Below are 21,876 nucleotides of genomic sequence, written 5' to 3' on the forward strand. Positions count from 1 at the left end.
TTGCAGTCTCTCCCATCCCAGCTACTACTCTACAAAATTACGTAAGTTTAATTTTACTTGGACAAGATGCTGTTTATAAGCTTCTAGCTTTGCATGATATTCATCCTCTGAAAGCTTTCCATCTCCGAAGGATTCTTCCAATTCAATGATCTTATCCATTATGGCTTTTTGCTTTGCCATTAAAAGTTTAAATGCCTTCTCTTCTTTATCTGCTCCAAGTCTTTCCTCTTCCAGCTTTGCTTTCCTTCTGAAATAGATATAATAGGAGATTCCCGCAATGACAATAGCTCCTATAATAATTAAAAAGACGTGTGGATCAAAGCGGTGTAGCGGGGACTGTGCCCATATTCTTAGATGACCTGGATTATGGAAAGCAGGCGCCGTGTGTGTAACCGAACTATTACTTTTATTAGTTGTTTCCGACTTTTTTGTCTCATTCGCTGCAGGCTGTACATCTGGCTTATAAACAAGTGTAAACGATTGGTTAGCTTTAATCCCTTCGATACTGTATCCAAAATAATTTTCGTCATCGAATTTGAAACTGCCTTGACTAGTTGCAACAGCCCCCTTAACTTCAATACTCCCTCTTCCTTCTGGAACGAGAATTTGCATCATTTGTACGTTGTAGTAAGCTTTTAAATTAATTTCTTTTCCCTTTGCAATCCGATAACTGTAAGGCAACACCATCGTTTGATTTCCTGGAATTGCCGTGGTTGTAATGAATCCTTTGTCAACCTCTTTAAAGGCAATTTTATTATCTAAAAAATTGAGATCATCTGCGCCTTCGGGAAGGGTTACATTTAAGACCGCTTCACTTTTACCGTCACCTTTATATTCTTCACCTGAGGTATTAGTATAATTAACCATATTCATCATATTCGTTGAGCCATCTTCTGCAGGGCTGACAACGATATAATGCATATCAATCGAAACCTTTGAATCAGAAGCTGCTAATCCATGAAATGGAATGAATAGCATCAGTCCGAGGAAGAAAACCGTGATTTTTTTGATCACTTTCCTTCCCCCTTTTTATTCTTATAAGTTTTCATTTGAGCTTCAATTTCTTTTTCAACTTCATCCATTAAATCTTTATCAATGTTTGTATCCATCAATTGTTCTTCTTCCTTCATAAGGCTGGCAACTTCTGTTTCGTATTGCTTCTTTAAAACTTTATAATCAGCGTGTGAGATTTTATCCATCTTGTACTCAAATTCTATTTCATTAAGTGTTGTTAATAGTGCTTCTTTCGAGGCGCCGATATCCTGACCCGTTGAACTAACATGTAAATAAGCATCCCACTTAAATAACGGTGATAATATTAGAAACAGACAGGCTAGCGCAAATATGGTGGTAAAAATCATCGAGATGACTGTGATATCTTGCATTTTGTTCACATCCTAAAGATACTTTTTGCGTTCTTCATCAATCATGGAAGATAGTATTTCTCCTTCTACTTCATCCTCGGTGTTCTGGTACTCAGCAACAGGTTCATCTGTGCCTTTTTTCTTAACCCATTTACGAATAACGAAATACAATGATATTCCCGCTGCGGCCAATACTACAAACGGTAGAACCCAAGCTGTTAAACTAAAACCGCTTTTTTCAGGTGAAGTCAATATTTCTTCACCATAGATATTGACATAATAGGCACGAATTTTATCCTTATCCCACCCCTTGTTCATCATGTCAACCAGGTCTGCTTTAAATTCTGTGGTAAGATTGCACGTATTCGGATCACATTCATAATGATCCTGGCCACAGCCACATGTGCAGGCGAATTGCTGAGCAACCGCTTTGAATTCAGCTGATTTATAGTCAATCTGTTTTGCTGCTTCAACGCGTAGGAATGATCCTTGAAAAATGAACGCTATTATGAGAAGGCCAATATAAATTTTGTTTTTCATATTAAGACACCTCTCTGCGTACTCCCATGTATCTCGGAGTGACATTCCCATATTTTTCGTTCCAAACGGCGAACAGGGCGCAAATAACAATCATGAATGAACCAATCCATAACCAGTTCATCATTGGATTAATCTTTACAACAAATGTAGCTTTTCCATCATCTTCCCATGCACTTAACACGATGTATAAGTCTTCCTTAAGCGAGGATATGATCGCCACTTCTGAAGAAGGCTGTTCCCAGTTACCGTAAAATACCTTTTCTGGCTGGTAAGTGCCTAGCTTTTTACCATTTCTAAAAACGGTTACATCGGCATAGACGATATCATTAATGCCTTCTTTCTTCTGATCAAGTCGGTCGTAGTTGATACGATAATCCTTTAATTCAATTGACTGCCCTAAATCGACTGTTTTCATTGTTTGTAAATCATAATTCTGTGAGCCAATAATCCCCATCGTGATGAAGGCAATACCAAGGTGAACGATGTATCCACCATACCTGCGGCGATTTCGAATCATCAAGCGGTACAGCGCCACTAGTGGTGTTTCTTTAGTCATTTTTCTTCTAGCTTTTACACCTCTATAAAACTCTAAGAAGTGGGTGATTAATAATAGAATGATTACTCCATAACCAATGACTGCCCATGCTTTTTGAATTCCTAACACTACCATCAAAATCATGCCAAGAACAGCGAGGATAGCTGGAATCATGAAGTTTTTCTTAAGATTTTTCACGGTAGATTTTTGCCAAGCAAGCATTGGACAAACTGCCATGACAAACATCATTGATAATAGAATTGGTGCTTCAACTTTATTAAAAAATGGTAGACCAACCGTTACTTTTGTACCACGTACTGCTTCCGATACTAATGGGAAAATCGTCCCCCAAAATACGGCAAAGGCTGCTCCGACAAGTAATAAATTATTTACTAAGAAGCTGCTCTCTTTAGAAACAAAGGAATTAAATTCCCCTTCACTGCGTTTCAGCAGGTTGTAACGGCTCATTAACACATATAGTGCTCCGATGACTGCCACACCCATGAAGATTAAGAAGTATAATCCCAGGTTTGAATTTGCAAAGGCATGGACGGATGTCAGTACGCCGCTTCGCACTAAGAATGTACCAAATAGGGTAAGTGCATAGGAGACAATGATTAAGCTGATATTCCAAATTTTTAACATGTTTTTCCGTTCTTGAATCATAACGGAATGTATGAAGGCAGTTGCTGTTAACCATGGCATAAAGGATGCATTTTCAACTGGATCCCATGCCCAGTAACCGCCCCAGCCAAGTTCAACATATGCCCATTGACCACCAAAGATATTTCCAAGACTTAAAAATAACCAGGCAATAATTGTCCAACGTCTAGTCATTTTAATCCAGAAATCATCGACATTTTTCAAAATCAATGCCGCCATCGCAAAAGCAAATGGAATGGCAAGGCCTACATAACCAAGGTAAAGTGTGACAGGATGAATGATCATTCCTGGATTTTGAAGCATTGGATTTAATCCTTTTCCTTCTATTGGAATCTCATTTAATAGAAGGAAAGGTTTTGCAACAAAACCTAAAATAAAAAAGAAGAAAACTGCATTTGCAAGTAAGATGGCCGATATGTATGGAATCATCGGGTTTCCTTTTAACTTCCGTGAGAAAGCAATCATACAAGTATAAAGAGTCAAGAAGAATGTCCACAATAACAACGAGCCTGCATTACCCGCCCATAGTGCGGTAAGTTTATAGATAATAGGTAGTTCACTGCTTGTGTAATCATGAACATATTCGTATTGAAATTGAGAGGTTGCTAATAGGTAGAACAATGAAAGCATTGCAAGTGATGAACATACTAATAATGCAATCAATCCACCTTTACCACTGTTAATAAACTTTTGATTTTTCGTGCTAATCCCCAACGTGATAATGAGGAGTGAATAAATTGCGATGGCTAAGCCTATATAAATCGTTGCGTTGGCAAATAAATACATTTCGTCACCTTCTTAAGTTAGCCTGTTATTTTTCATTCGGTGTTTTATTTAACTTATCTTTATGTGTCTCTGGATTATAATTTTTGATATCTTTTCCTTCATACTTAGAAGGACATCTAGTTTTAACTGTCTCTGCCACAAATGTATTCTTTTTGGTCGGAGCCCCTTGGAGAATAGTAATGACACCTTCTGCAAAGTTATCTGGTTTGGTACCATTATGAATAACATGCATAACATTTCCGTCGTTATCTTTAACATCAAACTTAAACTCAATTTTGTCTGGATTCCATTTAATTGAATCTTCAATAAGTAATCCTTCTACAGTTACAAAATCATCTTTATGTTGGTCTTGAGTAGCCAAGAGGTCTTTCATCGTTAACTCAACACCACTTGAACCAGGAGTTGCTGCCATCAGAAGGAATACAATAGCTCCTGCAATAATAAACCCACCAAGCATGATAATCGTATTTTTTTTCATTCTTCTCACCTCATTAGATTAATTTTTTCATTTCTTCTTCGTACATTTCTTGGTCTATCTTTCCAGTTAAAAGTTTTTTGCGCAGTTCCTTCTTTTCTTCAGAATTCGCTGTTTTGTTGTCTTTTTTAACCGTTGGAAAAGGCTTCTTCGGTTGTTTTTTATTTTGACTGGCTACCTTAGATGCTGTTTGTTTATTTCCTTTTAAGCCAATGAAAACAAAGAGTCCGGCAATGATGATTGCAATACCGATGATCGATGCACCACCTAGCCCGATAAATGGACGTTTTGATGAATTAGTGGTTCCCCCGTTTTTAACAACTTGGTCTGTTGCAGTTACACCACTATGGTTTTCATCATTTGGTGGCTGCTTTTTATTAATCGCCTCCATTGTTGATTCAGTACCATCTTTCTTATATGAGAAAGAGTATTTCAAGCCAGCATCTGCCTTTACATTTTTGTATTGGTAGTAATAGAGCTCTTCTCCATATTCATTTTTCGAATTATTTGCTGCTTTTGGCTCAATTTTTATTTCCTTTGCATCCATTGGAGCATAAAAGATAACATCTAACAGCTCGATATCAGCTTTATTTTTAAGTTCATATGTAAAGCTCTTGTTGTCCTTCACGTCAATTGACTTTGTATAGTACTCAATGACAAATTCGTAGGTTTCGTTATTCTTAATTGCTTTAGCTGGTTTCCAAGTAATGATCCCATTTTCTTTATCAACATCATAGGGACGCTGTACTTCAGGCTTATTTTTTTCTGGGAATTCTGCTACCAAGAAGGCTTCAAAGCCTATTTCCATTGCTGGAACGGGAATCTCAATCTTCCCATCGTAATCTTGACCACTTTTATTGGTAATTGTTCCGTACTGTCCCACTAGTAAAGATGGAATATCTCGCGACCAACCTTCGGGATAATCAAACTCTGGCATTACCTGAATCTGCATTTCCTTAAAAGGAAATTTTTCTGCCTGAAAGGCTGTTTCAGCACTAGCCTTCGGGATGATGAAATTCGTTAAAAATGATACGATTACGAATAATGCCAACAACTTATTTTTAAGCATCTTAATCCTCCTTGACTTAAAAAACTTATCAATAGAAAGTACTATTTTTCACTATAGTCCTCTTTGAAATAAATATAATCTTTATCAATCCTTATTTGTTGATTCACTCTTGAACATTTTGTTAAAGGATAAAAATCGTTGCGGTTTCGACAAAAAACCACCACAAAATGTTCACAAATTAAAAATGGGCAAAAAAAAACCTGTATCCTCTTGTAATGGATTCAGGTCTTTTATGCTGTATTCAGTTTATTTTTTCTCCAAAGATCGGATATAAGTAACAATATCGGTAATATCTTTTTTCTTGAGCTGGCGTGCGCCTTCAAGCCCCTTTAATGAAGGGCCCATTCTAGTTTCTTCACGACCGTAGGCTGCATTAATCCATATTTGCTAATCAGTTGTATATTTCAGGTATTGTGGATTAGAGAGAGCGGTTCCCATTTTATCCTTACCTGTCCCTGCTTCACCATGACAATTGAGACAATACAAATTATATTGTGCTTTTCCATTTTCAGGATTACCTGAAATCGTTTTTGGCACATCAAACTCGATTTCTTCTGTCTGCCAGTCTCTTATATAAGCAACAAGATTTTTTAAATCCTTATCTGACATTCGAGGACCGTAAGCAGGCATGACTGTGCCTTCTCTTCCATATTTCACATAATTAGACAGATCTTTATCGGATACGGAGCTTAAAAAATTCTGGCTATTTAAAGCCGTCCCCGTTTTTGGGCCTTCCCCTTTTCCTGTTTCGCCGTGACAAAATATACAATTTTTGTTATATATCTTTTCACCTGCAGCAATTGCTTCTGATTTCTTGCTATCAAAAATATGGCTATTACTTAAACAGACAATAATTCCAATAATAATCAAAATGTAAAATCCGATTAGTATTTTCTTCATGGGTTACCCCTTAATTAGGTTCAGGTGTTGGGGTTGGCTCCCCAATATCTTTATATTTTTCTGTGATTAATTGATATATTTTATTCGTATTTTTTCCACTAAGATGCATTTCAACCGCATCTCGAGCAATATCAATACAGGTGTCGCAAGATATTCCGTGAGAATCCCATTCTGTTACTGCATTGTCTTCACCAACTTGTTTGACAAAGCAATCTAGATTGCTCTTATGTCCTTCGACAACACATCCACAATAGCAAGGAACAGATGCTACGACTTCAGGATAAGTTGCAGCCATAACATAAGTTTCATTAATTTTTTCAGATGTATTCAGAACAAAATCAGGTAATGGCGAATGTTTTTTATCAAGTTTCCAACTTTGATCATTAAGTTTAGAACTGCAGCCAGCGGCTACAATTGCAAACAAAATCCCAAGGAACAAGAGAGATGTAAATCGTTTCATGATCTGTTGCACCCCTTCCCTATTATTTTTTGTACTACTTCAGTTTAGCAAAAAGAAATTAGCCAATTAGTAACTAATTCTTACTATTTAGTGAAGTTTTTACGGATGTTAAAGTAAAGTCGTAATAAAAGCAAAGACCACTGAAAAATCTTAAATAGACTTCCAGTGGTTCAAATTACATATTACTCATATCATGTCCTGAATGGCCACCTGTTCCTAGTGCAGGATCAATCATTCCAAAAATCATGGCAATGTGTGCAACCACTAGAAAAATACTAACAAAGATCGCATGAATTTTCAGCTTTTCTTCTTCTGTTTTATTTCTATAAATAAGACCTAAATCAAGTAGGGCCATGCCAAGAAATGGGATAATTCCAAGTAAATAGAATGTAACGGCTACAACATCAATCCAGCCTTTCCACTCCCCGTTTACCGTTAGTGGGATATAAGCAGTTTTCATTAAATAAATGAATATGCCAGTAAAATAAAAGCCTGCAAATATGCCGGTTACTTTATTCAATTTTTTTAATGCACTATCTAATTTCCTTGTAAATAATATGGCAATTTCCGAAATTGCAAGGATTTCAGCACAAATTACTGGAACCGCCATAAAAATTAATAAATTCCAAGGCTGATTGTCTGCTAGTAAACCCATATAATGTGTCATATTCATGTTTATCTTCTCCTTTATTTTTTCTACACACCTACTATATTGAAAAAGTGTGCAGAAACTTAGGAGAAACTATGGAGAAATTGTTAAAAAAAAGCCTTAATCCGACAATTTTCGGACTAAGGCTTTGAACTGATTATGCACGTGACACGTATGATCCATCAGTCGTATTGATAATTAACTTATCCCCTTGATTGATGAAGAAAGGAACCTGAACAGAAAGACCTGTTTCAAGGGTAGCTGACTTGGTACCACCAGAAGACGTATCCCCCTTAATACCCGGTTCTGTTTCAGCAACCTCTAAAATTACATTGTTTGGTAATTCTACTCCAAGAGTTTCATAATTAAACATCATAATTTGTACTTCCATATTTTCTTTCAAAAACTTTAATTCATACTCAATGCTTGAAGCAGGAAGTTCTACCTGCTCGTAAGATTCCATATCCATAAATACATGATTATCACCGCTTGCATAAAGATATTGCATTTTACGGTTATCGATTTGAGCTTTCTCTACTTTCTCACCTGCACGGAATGTTTTTTCTTGAATAGCTCCATTACGAAGGTTACGAAGCTTGGAACGAACAAAGGCTGCTCCTTTACCTGGCTTTACGTGTTGGAAGTCAAGGACACGCCATAGGCCGCCATCCACTTCAATTGTTAATCCTGTTTTAAAATCATTTACAGATATCATATTAAGATCCTCCTAAAAAATCATTACAGTATAATTAGTTCTTTTGTAGAATGTGTGAGTGCTTCGTTATGGTCCTTTGTAATCAATGTATCATCTTCAATCCGAACGCCGCCAAGACCTGGGATATAGATACCCGGCTCACATGTTACTACCATTCCAGGTTCTAATATTACCTCAGACTTCATCGATAGACCAGGGCCTTCATGTATCTCAAGTCCGATACCGTGCCCGGTTGAATGACCAAAGTATTCACCATAACCTTTTTCTGTTATGTAGTCTCGTGTTATTGCATCTGCTTGCTTCCCTGTCAAACCTGGTTTGATTCCAGCCATTCCAAGTAATTGGGCTTCAAGTACAACTTCATAAATTTCTTTAAGCTTCGCGTCTGGCTCTCCAATCGCAATTGTCCGCGTAATATCAGAAACATATCCATTGTAGTAACAGCCGTAGTCCATTGTTACAATGTCCCCTGCTTCAATGACCTTATCGCTAGCAACACCATGTGGAAGTGCTGAGCGATGACCAGAAGCAACGATTGTATCAAATGAAGAGGATGTGGCACCAGCTCTCCTCATAAAGAACTCTAACTCATTAGATACTTCTAATTCAGTTTTTCCTGGACCAATGAAGTCTAAAATATGTTTAAATGCAGCATCAGCAATATCAGCTGCTACCTTTAATATCTTAATCTCTGCATCAGTCTTTATCAAGCGTAACTTTTCGATTACACCAGAAAACGGAACAAGTTCAGCGTCAACTTCTTTATCATATAATTTAAAGGAGGAGTAGCTTAGAAAATCCTCTTCAAATCCCAGCTTTTGAATTCCAAGGTTCTTCACTTGTTGTGCAACTTCTTCAGGAATCGTTCCGGTTATTTTTATAATCTCGAAACCTTGGCATTGTTTAGTCGCTTGTTCAATATAGCGGAAATCCGTAAGAAACAAAGTTTTTTCCACACTAATTAAAACTACACCGGCAGAGCCAGTAAAGTTTGAAATATAGCGACGATTATATGGGCTAGTGATCAAAATTCCATCAATTCCAAGTGTTGAAAAATTAGATCTTAGTTTTTCTATTTTTCCCATTGCTCTCCACTCTCCTTTTCAAATCCATATGAGGACAAAAATATTTTATCACAACCTACTTCATCCGACTAATCGTAACTTAGGAGGACTCCTCTTTCACTTGCTCGTTATTATTTTGATACTCATAATTTATGGAATATCCAATAAAGATTCCATATACGATATAAATACAAATGGATGTAATGATCGTATCTCTTTTTAGATCAAAAAATGGTTTAATACCTGGAAATAGTGGATTTAGAATAAAGAACACCACCAAAAACAATACAATTCCATAGCCAAGCCCAAACCAAAACCCTGTAAATTTCCTCAGCACTGCATAGTAAATAAATGCTGCTACCACGGAACATATTCCAATTAAAATAATGGAAATGACGGTCCCCAGCCATTCGTATTTCCAATGCCCTAGTGCCCATGGCTCTAGAATGACATTGGGACGAATTTCTGTAAAACTTAAGTAGGACGCTATGCAGCCAATCAATCCCCAAAACAGACCTCCAAATAAACCCGTCCAAAATACCATTACCGAAAAGGACATGGGCTTAGGATAATTTCCTAGTTTCTTCTCAATCGCCATTGTAACAACCTCCGTTTACTTTCTGTTTATTCGGGAAGTGCCCTTTTTGCTGTTATATATACTTGATATGCTGTCCTATAATTGGGACAACAAAAGGCCATAATAAATTCCATTTCTTATTATGTCCTTTGGTATTCAATCCCTTACATATAAAAAAACTTTTTAATTGGAAATATTATGTCATTCCTAGAGGTTTTTTTGTTTTTCTAGTAGAATAGAATTAAGTACATACAGATTTTATCTTTCAGCTGTTGTGCAACTATAGATTAGGTTGGTGTAAAGTATATGTCCAATTCTCAAAAACCCGTTTATGGCGGCCAAGCGGTTGTCGAAGGTGTTATGTTTGGCGGAAAACATCATTATGTTACCGCGGTACGCAGGAAGGATCAATCTGTTGAATATTTTCATTTGCCTCGTAAAGCAAATCCTTATTTTACAATCCTAAAGAAAATCCCATTTCTGCGAGGGATTATCGCAATTATTGAGTCGAGTGCAAATGGATCGAAACATTTAAACTTCTCGACGGAAAGATTTGATGTGGATCCAAAGGAAGATGAAATCATAAAAGAAAAAGAAGTCTCTAAATTGACCATGTACCTTGGTGTTGCTGCAATTGGTGTTATTTCATTTTTATTTGGTAAATTTGCTTTTACGCTGATCCCTGTGTTCCTTGCAGTTTTGACAAAACCAATTTTTCCATCGCATTTTGCTCAAGTGTTAGTGGAAGGTTTTTTTAAACTAATTTTATTAATTTCCTATATTTATTTTGTTTCACTTACTCCATTGATAAAAAGGGTGTTTCAATATCATGGCGCCGAACATAAAGTAATAAATACCTTTGAAGCTGGGGTTGAGTTAACCGTTGAAAATGTGCAGGCTCATTCCCGTCTGCATTACCGCTGTGGCAGTAGTTTCATCCTATTTACAGTCTTTGTTGGTGTTTTTGTCTATATGCTGGTACCTTCAACTCCGCTTTGGTTACGGGTGGTCGACCGGCTCCTCTTAATTCCTGTGGTTTTGGGTATTGCTTTTGAAATCCTTCAATTAACTAATAAACTTAGAGATATTCCAGTTTTAAAGTATCTAGGTTTTCCTGGTCTTTGGCTGCAACTAATAACAACGAAGGAACCACAAAATGATCAAGTCGAAGTGGCAATACTTTCTTTTAACGAATTATTAAGAAGAGAAAAGGAATCTGAGTACTCGGTTAAAAGCGAAGAAATTGTCTAAATTCTTGTTTTATCGTGTTTAAAAGAATAAAAAAATGCTTAAGATGCTCTTAGGGAGGTGGCTTTCTTGAAAAATCGGACATTTGTTAATGTTGTTGTTGGGGGACTTATCATTCTTGCTTTACTTGGCCTTGTTGGTTCATTTACAGCTAATCCGGCCGGTTTCATTCAGAGAATAGCTGTCATCGCATTGATTGTTCTAGCCGTTTATTTCCTAGTACGGAAGTTTTCCAAATCAAACCCTCAGAAAAAAGAGCAGCGTGCATTTCTTAAAGCCGCCAAAAAATCAAAAAAACGATTACAGCAAAAGGGTGGAGACTCAACTGTAAAAACCTCCTCTCTTGGGACGCTAGCATCATTAAAGAAGAGCAACCAGACAAAAAAGAAATCTCCTGCTCACTTAACTGTTATCGACGGCAAAAAGGGTAAAAAGAAAAATCGAGCGTCTCTATAGGCGCTCGATTTTCTTTTTACCCTAGTCTAATCCCTATTAATATCCCCATGTCTTCAAAAATTGTTTTGCTCTCTCTTTTCCTAGATCGAACAACTCATGTTTCTTTTCCTCTGTTAAATGAAATTCTGTTGATAACACACCCTCGGTCGGTATAAAGATAATGTTCTTTACATGTTTTTTAGAAATGTACCTAGAATCGTGTGCATCCTTCATCGTCTCAAATAGGGCTCCAAATAGTTGAATCGCATTTTTTATTTTATGTTTTTCAGTTTCATATTCACTTGGTCTTAATTTAATACCGAGGACAGGTCTTACCTTTTGTGCATTTTCCTTATCAAAAAGCCACATAGGAAAATTGCTTAGGACCCCGCCATCAACTAAAATGTTCATTCCATCCATTGTACGCATTTTAACAGGTTCAAAGAAATATGGGATACTGCAGCTGATTCTAATCGCTTTTGCGATTGGAAATGAACCAGGTGAAATGCCGTATCTTTGTAAGTCATCAGGTAAAACAATCATTTGCCCATTTGATAGGTCTGATGCAATTACTCGAAGTGCCTTCGGGGGCAAATCAGCGAATGTTCTTAACCCTTTGGCTTCAAGTTTCTTACAAATCCATTTTTCAAGTTCATTGCCTTTATAAAGTCCTAGCTTCCAATAGACAAACAGCCATTTTGCAAAAGGGAAAGGGATAATTGATTTGCGGGCATCCATTATTTTTGAGAGATCCAACTCGTCGACCAATTGGAAGATTTCTTTACTTGTGTAGCCAGCGGCAATTAATGCTGCAACAATCGATCCTGCACTCGTTCCCGCCACTCTGACAAATCGTAAACCTTTACTTTCTATTTCTTCGCAGGCTCCAATAAGTGCAAACCCTTTTATTCCTCCTCCAGAAAAAACGCCGTCTATATACATGGCAGCCACTCCCAAAGATGTACTCGTTTTTACATCTTTAAGCGGTTATTTTAATAAATAGTACAAAGGACAAGTAGAAAATTTATTATATATAAAAAAGAACATCGTCATTAAACGATGTTCTTGGTCAATAACTATATTGAAAACGCTTAACTTTTCATTAAAATCGCTTTGCTCCAATGTATCTTGGTTTCCAGTAACTGTTGCTTGTATATGTGATTGAAACTCCTTTTGAAGATGAAGCCTGAATCATTTTGCCGCTACCAATATAAATTGCAACGTGGCTCGGTCTGCTAGCCTTATTCGGTGCAAAGAACATTAAGTCTCCTGCTTTTAAAGCGCTAACACGATATCCTTGTTTGTAATACATATCAGCAGCCGTCCGTGGCAATACTTTTCCAGCTTTACCGTAAGAATACTTAACCAAACCAGAGCAGTCGAAACCATTAGGTGTTAATCCACCCCATCTATATGGAACACCAAGATTTGCTTTTGCTACTGAGATTGCTTTTGTATGGTAATAGGCCGCTTCCGCTTTATCACCCATAGTGGTAAACAATGAACTTAGAATAATTGTCATAGCCATGGTTGCAATGATTTTTTTCAACATATTGTTTAATCCCCCTGTGTGCTTCGTTACTCATAATATACAAAAAAAGAGTAACATGGACGTAACAGGTAGATTACAGTTATATTACAAGTTTCGACTTCGTTCTACTTCAATTAGCAAAATATGCTGCATATGATGCAGTATAGTGTAACTTTCAGGGACGGATATTGACCTTGATAAACAAAAAAAGGGGGATTTTCTCCCCCTCTAAAAAATACGTATTATAAACCACATTTTAATTGAGCGCCGCAGTTTGCACAGGTATTGCAGCCACCCATTTCTTTTACTTTTCCAGTCCGGCAGACTGGGCAAGTGTTACCTACTTCAGAGCCGATCGTTACACTTGTTGAGCGGAGTTCACTGATTGTATCAACAAGGACAACATGCTGCTTCGGTTTTTCATTAAAAATTGATAATTGTTCATTGGTGTTTTCTTCAGCTTTTAGTGTTAGTACCTGAGAATCGCGTGAACCATCAACATAAACAGTTCCACCTTTTGCCCCGCCGCGGTACAAACGCTGATAAACTTTTTCGACCTGCTCTACACTATAACCTTTTGGTGCGTTGACAGTTTTACTGATAGAACTATCTATCCAGCGCTGGATGACACATTGAACATCCGCATGGGCTTCAGTTGAAAGCTCCATCGATGTAACAAACCAGTGAGGAAGATTGTTTTCATCTGCTTCTGGGTGCTGGTCCAAGTATTCTTTCACAATATCCGCTTTAACTTCGATAAATTTACCGAGGCGTCCACTACGGAAATAAGAGAATGAGAAATAAGGCTCAAGTCCGGTGGAAACTCCAACCATGGTCCCTGTGGATCCAGTTGGTGCCACAGTTAGTAAATGGGAATTTCTAATTCCGTTTTCTAAAATAGATTGGCGGATATCATCGGGCATTTTTTTCATAAACCCTGTATTTATGAAGGCCTGTCTTAATCGATTGGTTTCTGATGTTGTTTCACCAGTTAAGAATGGGAAACTTCCCTTCTCTTTTGCCAATTCAATTGATGTTCTGTATGCAGTAGTTGCAATTATTTCAAATACTTGATCAACGAGTTCGTTTCCTTCTGGTGATCCATACTTCGTTTCACAATAAATCAGCATGTCATGCAAGCCCATGACTCCAAGCCCCACACGTCTTTCACCAAGAGCCTGTTTTTTATTTTCTTCAAGGAAATACGGGGTTGCGTTGATGACATTATCCTGCATCCGTACGCCCACAGCTACTGTTTTCTTAAGCTTTTCAAAATCAACAGTTTTTGTGTCCTTATCAGCCATCTCAGCGAGATTGACAGCTGCAAGATTACAGACGGAAAATGGTGCGAGAGGCTGCTCTCCACATGGATTTGTTGCAACGACTTGTTGTCCATATGCTTTTGCATTAGTCATGTCGTTTGCGTTATCGATAAAAAATATTCCCGGTTCAGCTGAGTAGGTCGCGCAAATATTGATTAGGTTCCAAAGTTCTTTTGCTTTGAACTTTTTGTATACTCGTACTTTATGCCCTTGTTTTTCCCACTCGCGAACGTCACCAACTTTATGCCATTCTTGGTTGTAAATACCCATTTCCTCTTGATCATATTGTTCAACATACGGGAAGCGGAGTTCATAGTCACTATCGGTTTCTACAGCATCCATAAATTCCTTTGTTAAACAGACAGAGATGTTCGCACCTGTAAGGAATTCTGAATTGTGGACAGTGTAATTACCGCCAGTTAATAATTTCTCTTCTGCATCTGCGATAATGTTTTCATCAAATCCACCAAACCCAGGAATGTTTTTATAATTTACAATTCCTTGGTACATTGCAGTTTCCCTTAAAGTTAGAGGGGTGAACTTTAGCTTGTCTTTAGCAAGTTTTTTAATCGTTTCATCATTTGTATTTTCAATCAAGAATCGTAGAATTCTAGGATTTTGCATCTTAGAAATAATAAATTCAATAATGTCTGGATGCCAATCGGCCAACATGATCATCTGAGCTCCGCGTCTTGATCCGCCTTGCTCAACCAAATGAGTCAATTTCGCAATATCATCCAACCATGAAACCGATCCAGATGATTTACCATTGACGCCTCTAGCTAGTGTATTTCTCGGTCTCAGCGTCGAGCCATTTGTTCCAACACCGCCGCCACGGCTCATAATCTCCATTACTTGCTTACGATGATCAGAGATACCTTCACGAGAGTCAGGAACAAACGGCATTACATAGCAATTAAAGTATGTTACATCAGTATCTGCCCCAGCTCCGTAAAGAACACGACCTGCTGGAATGAAGTTCATGTTAACAAGCTCTTGATAAAACCTCTCAGTCCATTCTCTTCGCTTCTCTTCCGTCTTTTCTACAGAAGCAAGACCAGTAGCATTACGCTTCGCAATTTGCTCATAGAAGAGCTCCAAAGGCTTCTCAATTACATCTAAGGATCTGACTATCACACCCGTACTAGCTTCTTCAGGATCATCGAGTACTCCCCTGAATTCCTCTTCGACTAAAACTTTCGCTTTTTTCTTTTCCCAGTCTATTTCCATAATGTAACCAAGACCACGAGCTGGAAATTTCGGATCTTCTTTAATAGTTAAAACAACAAAGTCGCCGTTTGTAAGAGTAATTTTTGCATTATCTTTAAAGGTATAGCGGTCCAACATGACCAAACGAGAAACACCCTTGTGAGTTATTTTCATATCTGGGGTAACTGGATGCACCTGGGGGAATAATTGAATATCCTCATTCAACCTTTCAAAATCAATATTCATTGTTTGTCTAAAAACTACAGACATTAGAACAACTCCTTCTTAAATAAAAATGCACCTATTGTGCTAAATCTAGCAGGTTTACGCTATATCTAGTTGGTTTGTATTTTTAGGTTATCATAGCCCACCTGAATAAATCAACTAAATATCAATATATAGTACCGAAAATATTTTCGACACCACTATATATTGTATGTCAAGCAAACTATAATTATTTTGTCAAACTCAAAAAATAATAGATTTAAAAGTAATCAATAGCTTTTAATAGATTTTCGTCAGAAAACAGGAAAATTCAACAAATTTCGCAGGTTGCTTCTTTACATTAATCGTCAAGGCAACAAAAAAAGACGGCGAATTCGCCGCTTCAAATTATCTTTTAAAATTCCATTCATCACTTTCATAGCGATCTTTTGCAATCTTTTCAACATAAGCTAGTTCTTCCTCAGTTAATTGATAAGTTTCAAGCTCAATATTTAGACCCTCAGCAAAGCCTTTATAAAAAGCTTCCTTTGCTTCCTCAAGTGAAATTCTTCTTGGACTAATGTTGTTGATCGCAACCGCTTTATCCTTAAATGCTTTTCTCATTCGTTCCTTAACTCTCTCACTTGGATATTTAAATAAACTAAATAGCTTATCTTCATCTAAATCTAACAGAATGGAGCCGTGCTGTAGAATTACTCCCTTTTGTCTCGTTTGTGCACTTCCGGCAACCTTCCTGCCTTCCACCACAAGCTCATACCAGCTTGGAGCATCAAAGCATACAGCAGAGCGAGGGTTTTTCAAAGCATCCCGTTCTTCTGCTGTTTTTGGGACAGCAAAATATGCCTCAAGTCCTAAATGGTGAAAACCTTTTAAAATTCCTTCAGATATTACACGGTATGCCTCTGTAACAGAATTAGGCATTTCTGGATGTTCCTCAGAAACGATGACACTATAGGTAAGTTCATGCTCGTGCAGAACTCCACGTCCTCCTGTAGGTCTTCTTACGAAACCTAATTGGTGTGCCTTAACTGCTTCCATATCAATTTCTTTCTCTACTTTTTGAAAATATCCTACTGATAGCGTTGCCGGATCCCAGCCATAGAAACGAATCACTGGAGGAAATTTCCCTTCACTATGCCAATCGAGTAACGCTTCATCTAAAGCCATATTAAAAGATGGTGAACTATTTCCAGTATCAATAAAACGCCAAACTTCTTTTTTCATTCTAAAACCTCATTTTTTTATAATTATCTCGTGCTTAAGTCTACCAAAATCTGATATAGATTCAAAATAAGATGTTTCTGCTATAATTATTTAGGTAATATCAAAAGATTTTTTTGCATTCATCTTTATCTTTATCGAATTGACTTATATAATAAATACTAGTGCAGGAAAGCTTGAAAGGAGCAAAAAGAAATTGAGTTCACTTTATCCATTATTAATCATTATTGTAGCAGTTATCATTTATTCCGTTTTTACATTTTTCTATCAGAAAAGAATTGTTAAAACGGTAACAGAAGAAGAGTTCCGTGCGGGGTACAGAAAGGCACAACTAATAGATGTTCGTGAATCAAATGAATTCGAAGGCGGCCATATTTTAGGAGCACGTAATATCCCAATGTCGCAAATGAAAATGCGTATGAAAGAAATTCGTTCTGATATGCCAGTATATTTGTATTGCCAAAGTGGAATGCGCAGTGCACGTGCAGCCCAATTCTTACACCGAAAAGGCTATCGAGACCTTACTCAGCTACAAGGCGGGTTCAAAAAATGGTCAGGTAAAGTAAAAACTAAGAAATAAGAAATCATTTAAGGTTCCGGATTCGGAGCCTTTTTTAATTTCAAAAACTGCTACACAAGATAAAAGGTCAGATTATTTTTCGAATCTGACCTTTCATTTTATTAAGCTTCTTGGTATTTCAAAACTGGTTTACGGGCTGCTTTTGTTTCGTCCATCCGGCCGACCACTGTTGTATGTGGTGCTTCTTGAACGATTTCTGGATTTTCTTCCGCTTCTTTAGCGATTTGGATCATAATATCGATGAACGAATCCAGTGTCTCTTTTGATTCGGTCTCAGTCGGTTCAATCATAATACACTCTTCCACATTTAATGGGAAGTAAATGGTTGGTGGGTGGTAGCCAAAATCAAGCAGACGTTTCGCAATATCCAATGTACGAACGCCTAGTTTTTTCTGACGTCTTCCACTGAGTACAAATTCATGCTTGCAATGTCTATCAAATGGTAGATCATAATATTCAGCAAGCCTTCTCATCATGTAGTTCGCATTTAATACAGCGTACTCTGTTACCGCTTTTAAGCCATCTGGTCCCATTGAGCGAATGTATGTGTAAGCACGAACATTGATCCCGAAGTTTCCGTAATATGGCTTCACACGGCCAATTGATTGCGGGCGGTCATAATCAAGGACATATTCTTCGCCTTGCTTTGTGATAATCGGCTTCGGTAAGAACGGGATAAGGTCTGCCTTCACCCCGACAGGACCGGAACCAGGACCACCGCCTCCATGTGGGCCAGTGAATGTTTTATGAAGATTTAAGTGAACAACATCAAATCCCATATCCCCAGGTCTTGCTTTTGAAAGAACGGCGTTTAGGTTTGCTCCATCATAATAAAGCTTACCACCTGCTTCATGGACAATTTCAGCCAATTCAAGAATGTTTTCTTCAAATAGTCCAAGCGTATTCGGGTTGGTTAACATTAATGCAGCAGTATCTTCCCCAACAACCCTTCTTAAATCTTCAAGGTCGACAAGACCATGTTCATTTGATTTAACGGTAATTGTTTCTAGACCAGCAATCGTAGCAGAAGCTGGGTTCGTACCATGAGCAGAATCAGGGACGATTACTTTTGTACGGTTCATATCACCGTTAGCCTCATGATAAGCACGGATCATCATTAAACCTGTCCATTCCCCATGAGCCCCTGCGGCAGGTTGCAAGGTCACTTCGTCCATACCTGTTATTTCGATTAAATGCTCCTGCAAATCGTATAAAAGTTCAAGAGCACCTTGAACAGAGCTTTCATCTTGCAGCGGATGTACATGTGCAAATCCGTTAAAACGCGCTACATTTTCGTTGATTTTCGGATTATATTTCATCGTACACGAGCCTAGTGGATAGAATCCTGAATCGACGCCATGATTTCTCCTCGAGAGGGCAGTGTAGTGGCGCATAATATCAAGCTCCGAAACTTCAGGAAGTTCAGGCTCTTCTGTACGAAGGTAACCATCAGGAAGGAGACCACTGAGATCTAGTTCCGGTACATCCATTTCCGGCAGGCTGTAGCCGATGCGGCCTGGTGTGCTAAGTTCAAAAATGAGTGCCTGGTCTTGATTATGCATGGAAATCCCCCAATTCTTTCACTAGAGTATCAATTTCTTCCTTCGATCTTTGTTCTGTTACAGCAATCAGCATATGGTTAGCCAGTTCTGAATAATCACGACCTAAATCATAGCCCCCGATTATTCCTTTTTGTAAAAGGTTTTGGTTGATTTCTTTTACAGGCTTAGTTAATTTCACAACGAATTCATTGAAGGAATGGCCATCATAAACAACTTCAAAGCCAGCTTCCTTGAAAGCATTTTTCGCATAATGAGCTTTTTGCAAGTTGGCCGCAGCCATTTCCCTGACACCCTTTTTACCAAGTGCGGTCATCGCTACAGATGCAGCGAGGGCATTTAATGCCTGATTGGAGCAAATATTTGATGTCGCTTTATCACGTCGGATATGCTGTTCACGTGCTTGCAGTGTTAAGACAAAACCACGGCGCCCTTGGTCATCCGTTGTCTGTCCAACAAGACGGCCTGGAACTTTCCGCATTAACTTAGTAGTGACAGCAAAATATCCGCAGTGCGGTCCGCCAAAGGCAGTTGGGATCCCAAACGGCTGCGCATCACCAATAACGATGTCAGCACCAAATTTACCTGGAGGTGTTAATACCCCAAGGGAAAGTGGGTTACTTGAAACAACAAACATGGACTTATTTGCATGAATGATTTCCTCAAGCTCTTTTAACGGCTCGACTCGCCCAAAGAAGTTTGGATATTGGACGATAACGGCTGCAACATCTTCATTAACTAGTCCCTTTAATGCGTCTAGATCTGTTACACCATCTTTGACTGGTACTTCAATCACATTGAGGTACTGACCCTTTGCATAAGTTTTAAGAACATCACGTGATTCTGGATGTACAGCACTGGATACAACTATTGTTTTTCGTTTGGTATGGCCTGCACTAAGCATCGCTGCTTCAGCAAGTGCAGTTCCGCCATCATACATCGATGAGTTGGCAACATCCATTCCAGTTAACTCACAAATCATTGTTTGGAATTCAAAGATAGCTTGAAGTTCACCTTGTGAAATTTCTGGTTGATAAGGTGTATAAGCTGTATAAAATTCTGATCTAGAAATAACATGGTCGACAATTACAGGCATGTAATGGTCATAAACACCTGCACCTATAAAAGATACGTTTCTTTTCAGGTCAGCGTTCCGACTTGCCATCTTAAAAAGCTCTTTCATTAAGGCTGTTTCAGACTTTGCCGCTTTTATATTGTACTCACCCTTAAATCTTACTTTCTCAGGGATATCGCTAAACAGTTCATCAATAGAGGAAACACCAATTGCCTCAAGCATAGTCTTCTTATCTTGTTCAGTCATAGGTAAATAGCGATGTTTCATAAACCTAACTCCCTTCTGTTATTTCTTTTCTTTTTTATAAAAAGGTGTTGGAACTACAGTAGCTTTTAAACGTTTGCCGCGAATTTCAACTTCAACTTCGGATTCAAGACCCGCAAATTCTGCATTGATTAGGGCAAGACCAATATTCCTCTTTAACGTGGGTGATTGCGTTCCAGTTGTAACCTCACCAATTAACTGATCATCTTTATAAACAGGGTAGCCATGACGTGGAATCCCACGATCAATCATTTCGATTCCAACCAATTTTCTTGTTAAACCCTTTTCTTTTTGTTGGATTAACGCTTGTTTCCCGATAAAGTCATCTTCTTTGTTTAATTTCACAGCGAAGCCAATTCCAGCTTCAAGTGGTGAAATTTCTGGAGATAGTTCTTGACCATAAAGCGCTAAAACTGCTTCAAAGCGAAGTGTGTCGCGTGACCCTAATCCACATGGGATTACTCCATCTTCTTTACCTGCAGTTAAAATTTCTCTCCAAAGGTCCACAACATCTTCTGCATCGCAATACACTTCAAAGCCATCTTCACCAGTATAACCAGTTCTTGATACCAGTGCCTTTTTCCCATTTAGGATTACATCTTGTTGGAATTTGAAAAAGCCAATTTGGCTTAAATCATTATCTCCCGCAAGCTTTTGCAATACTTTTTCCGCAAGTGGTCCCTGGATAGCCAGCTGTGCTGTTTTTTCCGATAAGTTTTCTAAAGAGACATCACCAGTTAAATGGTCTTCAAGCCATTTGTAATCTTTTTCAATATTTGATGCGTTTACTACTAAAAGGTAATGATTGTCTTCAATTTTATATACAAGCAGGTCATCAACTGTACCGCCATTTTCATAACACATGGCGGTGTACTGGGCACCTCCATTTTTTACTTTTGAAATGTCATTAGTCAGCATTTTTTGTAAAAATGCTAAGCTATTAGTGCCTTTTACTTCTACTTCACCCATATGGGAAACATCAAATAATCCTGCACAAGAGCGAACAGCTTCATGCTCTTCTTTAATGCTAGAGAATTGGACCGGCAGTGCCCAACCACCAAAATCAATAGTTTTTCCACCCCATTCTTTATACACATCAAAAAGTGGAGTTCGTTTTAAATCAGACATTCTTAATCCCCCTTCAATCTTTGGCACAAATTATTCCTTGGAAAATTTAAAAAAGGACAGAAACCTCCTATGAAACGTAAGAAGGTCTCTGTCCTTGCACCTGAAAGTTTACCTAGAAAGGCTTTCCCCTTTGGTGGCTGCTTAAAGCTAGCAGCGCTCTCCAGAGCTGCGTCCTACAAGAGTTCTTTTGCCTGAGAGATTCACATTTCTGCTTGCTCCTTCGGCGCTACATAAGTAGTCTCTCCCCTTATAATCATTCGCATTATAATATTATCCAAATTG

Annotated in this window: 22 protein-coding genes and 2 riboswitches; of the genes, 3 read left to right on the plus strand and 19 right to left on the minus strand. The window is 38.1% G+C overall.

What is annotated here, in order from left to right; translation table 11 throughout:
- Positions 1-24 precede the first annotated feature (24 nt).
- The 12 genes from J7E77_RS06205 to J7E77_RS06260 form a co-directional block, all read right to left on the minus strand.
- Positions 25-1,014: a hypothetical protein gene (locus J7E77_RS06205; protein WP_214713127.1), complete on the minus strand. Its 990-nt coding sequence runs from the start codon at positions 1,012-1,014 to the stop codon at positions 25-27.
- Positions 1,011-1,385, minus strand: coding sequence for a hypothetical protein (locus J7E77_RS06210; RefSeq protein ID WP_214713128.1), 375 nt, complete (start codon positions 1,383-1,385; stop codon positions 1,011-1,013). The genes J7E77_RS06205 and J7E77_RS06210 overlap by 4 nt, the downstream gene beginning before the upstream one ends.
- A gap of 12 nt (positions 1,386-1,397) precedes the next feature.
- Complete coding sequence (locus J7E77_RS06215) at positions 1,398-1,904, minus strand: cytochrome c-type biogenesis protein CcmH (protein ID WP_214713129.1); 507 nt, start codon at positions 1,902-1,904, stop codon at positions 1,398-1,400.
- Between the two features lies 1 nt (position 1,905).
- Positions 1,906-3,888, minus strand: coding sequence for a heme lyase CcmF/NrfE family subunit (locus J7E77_RS06220; protein ID WP_214713130.1), 1,983 nt, complete (start codon positions 3,886-3,888; stop codon positions 1,906-1,908).
- A 25-nt stretch (positions 3,889-3,913) separates the two neighbouring features.
- Entirely contained in the window at positions 3,914-4,366 is a 453-nt protein-coding gene (locus tag J7E77_RS06225) for a cytochrome c maturation protein CcmE (RefSeq protein ID WP_214713131.1), read from the minus strand.
- Positions 4,367-4,379: 13 nt separating this feature from the next.
- Positions 4,380-5,432, minus strand: a complete 1,053-nt coding sequence (locus J7E77_RS06230) for a hypothetical protein (RefSeq protein ID WP_214713132.1) — start codon at positions 5,430-5,432, stop codon at positions 4,380-4,382.
- Positions 5,433-5,819: 387 nt separating this feature from the next.
- The gene (locus J7E77_RS06235; protein WP_251027025.1) at positions 5,820-6,332 is read right to left on the minus strand and encodes a c-type cytochrome; all 513 of its coding nucleotides are present in this window, start codon (positions 6,330-6,332) and stop codon (positions 5,820-5,822) included.
- A gap of 10 nt (positions 6,333-6,342) precedes the next feature.
- On the minus strand, positions 6,343-6,792 hold the full coding sequence (locus J7E77_RS06240; RefSeq protein WP_214713133.1) for a PCYCGC motif-containing (lipo)protein: 450 nt from the start codon (positions 6,790-6,792) through the stop codon (positions 6,343-6,345).
- A gap of 175 nt (positions 6,793-6,967) precedes the next feature.
- Entirely contained in the window at positions 6,968-7,465 is a 498-nt protein-coding gene (locus J7E77_RS06245; RefSeq protein ID WP_214713134.1) for a DUF6803 family protein, read from the minus strand.
- Between the two features lie 133 nt (positions 7,466-7,598).
- On the minus strand, positions 7,599-8,156 hold the full coding sequence (gene efp, locus J7E77_RS06250; protein WP_088088945.1) for an elongation factor P: 558 nt from the start codon (positions 8,154-8,156) through the stop codon (positions 7,599-7,601).
- 23 nt (positions 8,157-8,179) lie between these two features.
- A complete protein-coding gene (locus J7E77_RS06255) occupies positions 8,180-9,241 on the minus strand; it encodes a M24 family metallopeptidase (protein WP_214713135.1) in 1,062 nt (353 codons plus the stop codon).
- Between the two features lie 79 nt (positions 9,242-9,320).
- Positions 9,321-9,818, minus strand: a complete 498-nt coding sequence (locus tag J7E77_RS06260; RefSeq protein ID WP_214713136.1) for a YqhR family membrane protein — start codon at positions 9,816-9,818, stop codon at positions 9,321-9,323.
- Between the two features lie 285 nt (positions 9,819-10,103).
- On the opposite strand from J7E77_RS06260, the gene J7E77_RS06265 reads away from it, so the two are divergent.
- Both J7E77_RS06265 and J7E77_RS06270 read left to right on the plus strand, forming a co-directional pair.
- Positions 10,104-11,048, plus strand: a complete 945-nt coding sequence (locus J7E77_RS06265) for a DUF1385 domain-containing protein (RefSeq protein ID WP_214713137.1) — start codon at positions 10,104-10,106, stop codon at positions 11,046-11,048.
- Positions 11,049-11,105: 57 nt separating this feature from the next.
- On the plus strand, positions 11,106-11,501 hold the full coding sequence (locus tag J7E77_RS06270) for an SA1362 family protein (protein WP_308160437.1): 396 nt from the start codon (positions 11,106-11,108) through the stop codon (positions 11,499-11,501).
- 36 nt (positions 11,502-11,537) lie between these two features.
- On the opposite strand, the gene J7E77_RS06275 is transcribed toward J7E77_RS06270, so the two are convergent.
- The 4 genes from J7E77_RS06275 to J7E77_RS06290 all read right to left on the minus strand — a co-directional run bounded on the left by J7E77_RS06275 (position 11,538) and on the right by J7E77_RS06290 (position 16,991).
- On the minus strand, positions 11,538-12,422 hold the full coding sequence (locus J7E77_RS06275; RefSeq protein WP_214713139.1) for a patatin-like phospholipase family protein: 885 nt from the start codon (positions 12,420-12,422) through the stop codon (positions 11,538-11,540).
- Positions 12,423-12,582: 160 nt separating this feature from the next.
- Positions 12,583-13,032 carry a C40 family peptidase gene (locus J7E77_RS06280; RefSeq protein WP_251027024.1) on the minus strand — a complete coding sequence of 150 codons (450 nt, stop codon included), beginning with the start codon at positions 13,030-13,032 and terminating at the stop codon, positions 12,583-12,585.
- 221 nt (positions 13,033-13,253) lie between these two features.
- A complete protein-coding gene (locus tag J7E77_RS06285; protein ID WP_214713140.1) occupies positions 13,254-15,812 on the minus strand; it encodes a vitamin B12-dependent ribonucleotide reductase in 2,559 nt (852 codons plus the stop codon).
- A gap of 342 nt (positions 15,813-16,154) precedes the next feature.
- On the minus strand, positions 16,155-16,991 hold the full coding sequence (locus J7E77_RS06290; protein ID WP_214713141.1) for a lipoate--protein ligase family protein: 837 nt from the start codon (positions 16,989-16,991) through the stop codon (positions 16,155-16,157).
- A gap of 193 nt (positions 16,992-17,184) precedes the next feature.
- Here J7E77_RS06290 and J7E77_RS06295 point away from each other — a divergent pair, with 193 nt between their 5' ends.
- Positions 17,185-17,568 carry a rhodanese-like domain-containing protein gene (locus J7E77_RS06295; RefSeq protein ID WP_168245059.1) on the plus strand — a complete coding sequence of 128 codons (384 nt, stop codon included), beginning with the start codon at positions 17,185-17,187 and terminating at the stop codon, positions 17,566-17,568.
- Positions 17,569-17,669: 101 nt separating this feature from the next.
- Here the strand turns inward: J7E77_RS06295 and gcvPB are convergent, their stop codons facing one another.
- From gcvPB to gcvT, 3 genes are read right to left on the minus strand one after another with little or no spacing between them, the layout of a single operon-like run.
- Positions 17,670-19,130, minus strand: coding sequence for an aminomethyl-transferring glycine dehydrogenase subunit GcvPB (gene gcvPB, locus J7E77_RS06300; RefSeq protein ID WP_214713142.1), 1,461 nt, complete (start codon positions 19,128-19,130; stop codon positions 17,670-17,672).
- A complete protein-coding gene (gene gcvPA / locus J7E77_RS06305) occupies positions 19,123-20,469 on the minus strand; it encodes an aminomethyl-transferring glycine dehydrogenase subunit GcvPA (RefSeq protein ID WP_214713143.1) in 1,347 nt (448 codons plus the stop codon). The genes gcvPB and gcvPA overlap by 8 nt, the downstream gene beginning before the upstream one ends.
- 18 nt (positions 20,470-20,487) lie before the next feature.
- On the minus strand, positions 20,488-21,594 hold the full coding sequence (gene gcvT / locus J7E77_RS06310) for a glycine cleavage system aminomethyltransferase GcvT (RefSeq protein WP_214713144.1): 1,107 nt from the start codon (positions 21,592-21,594) through the stop codon (positions 20,488-20,490).
- Positions 21,595-21,680: 86 nt separating this feature from the next.
- Positions 21,681-21,760, minus strand: a riboswitch (glycine riboswitch).
- 3 nt (positions 21,761-21,763) lie between these two features.
- Positions 21,764-21,851: riboswitch (glycine riboswitch) on the minus strand.
- Positions 21,852-21,876 lie beyond the last annotated feature (25 nt).

The organism is Bacillus sp. ISL-77, from assembly GCF_018613105.1.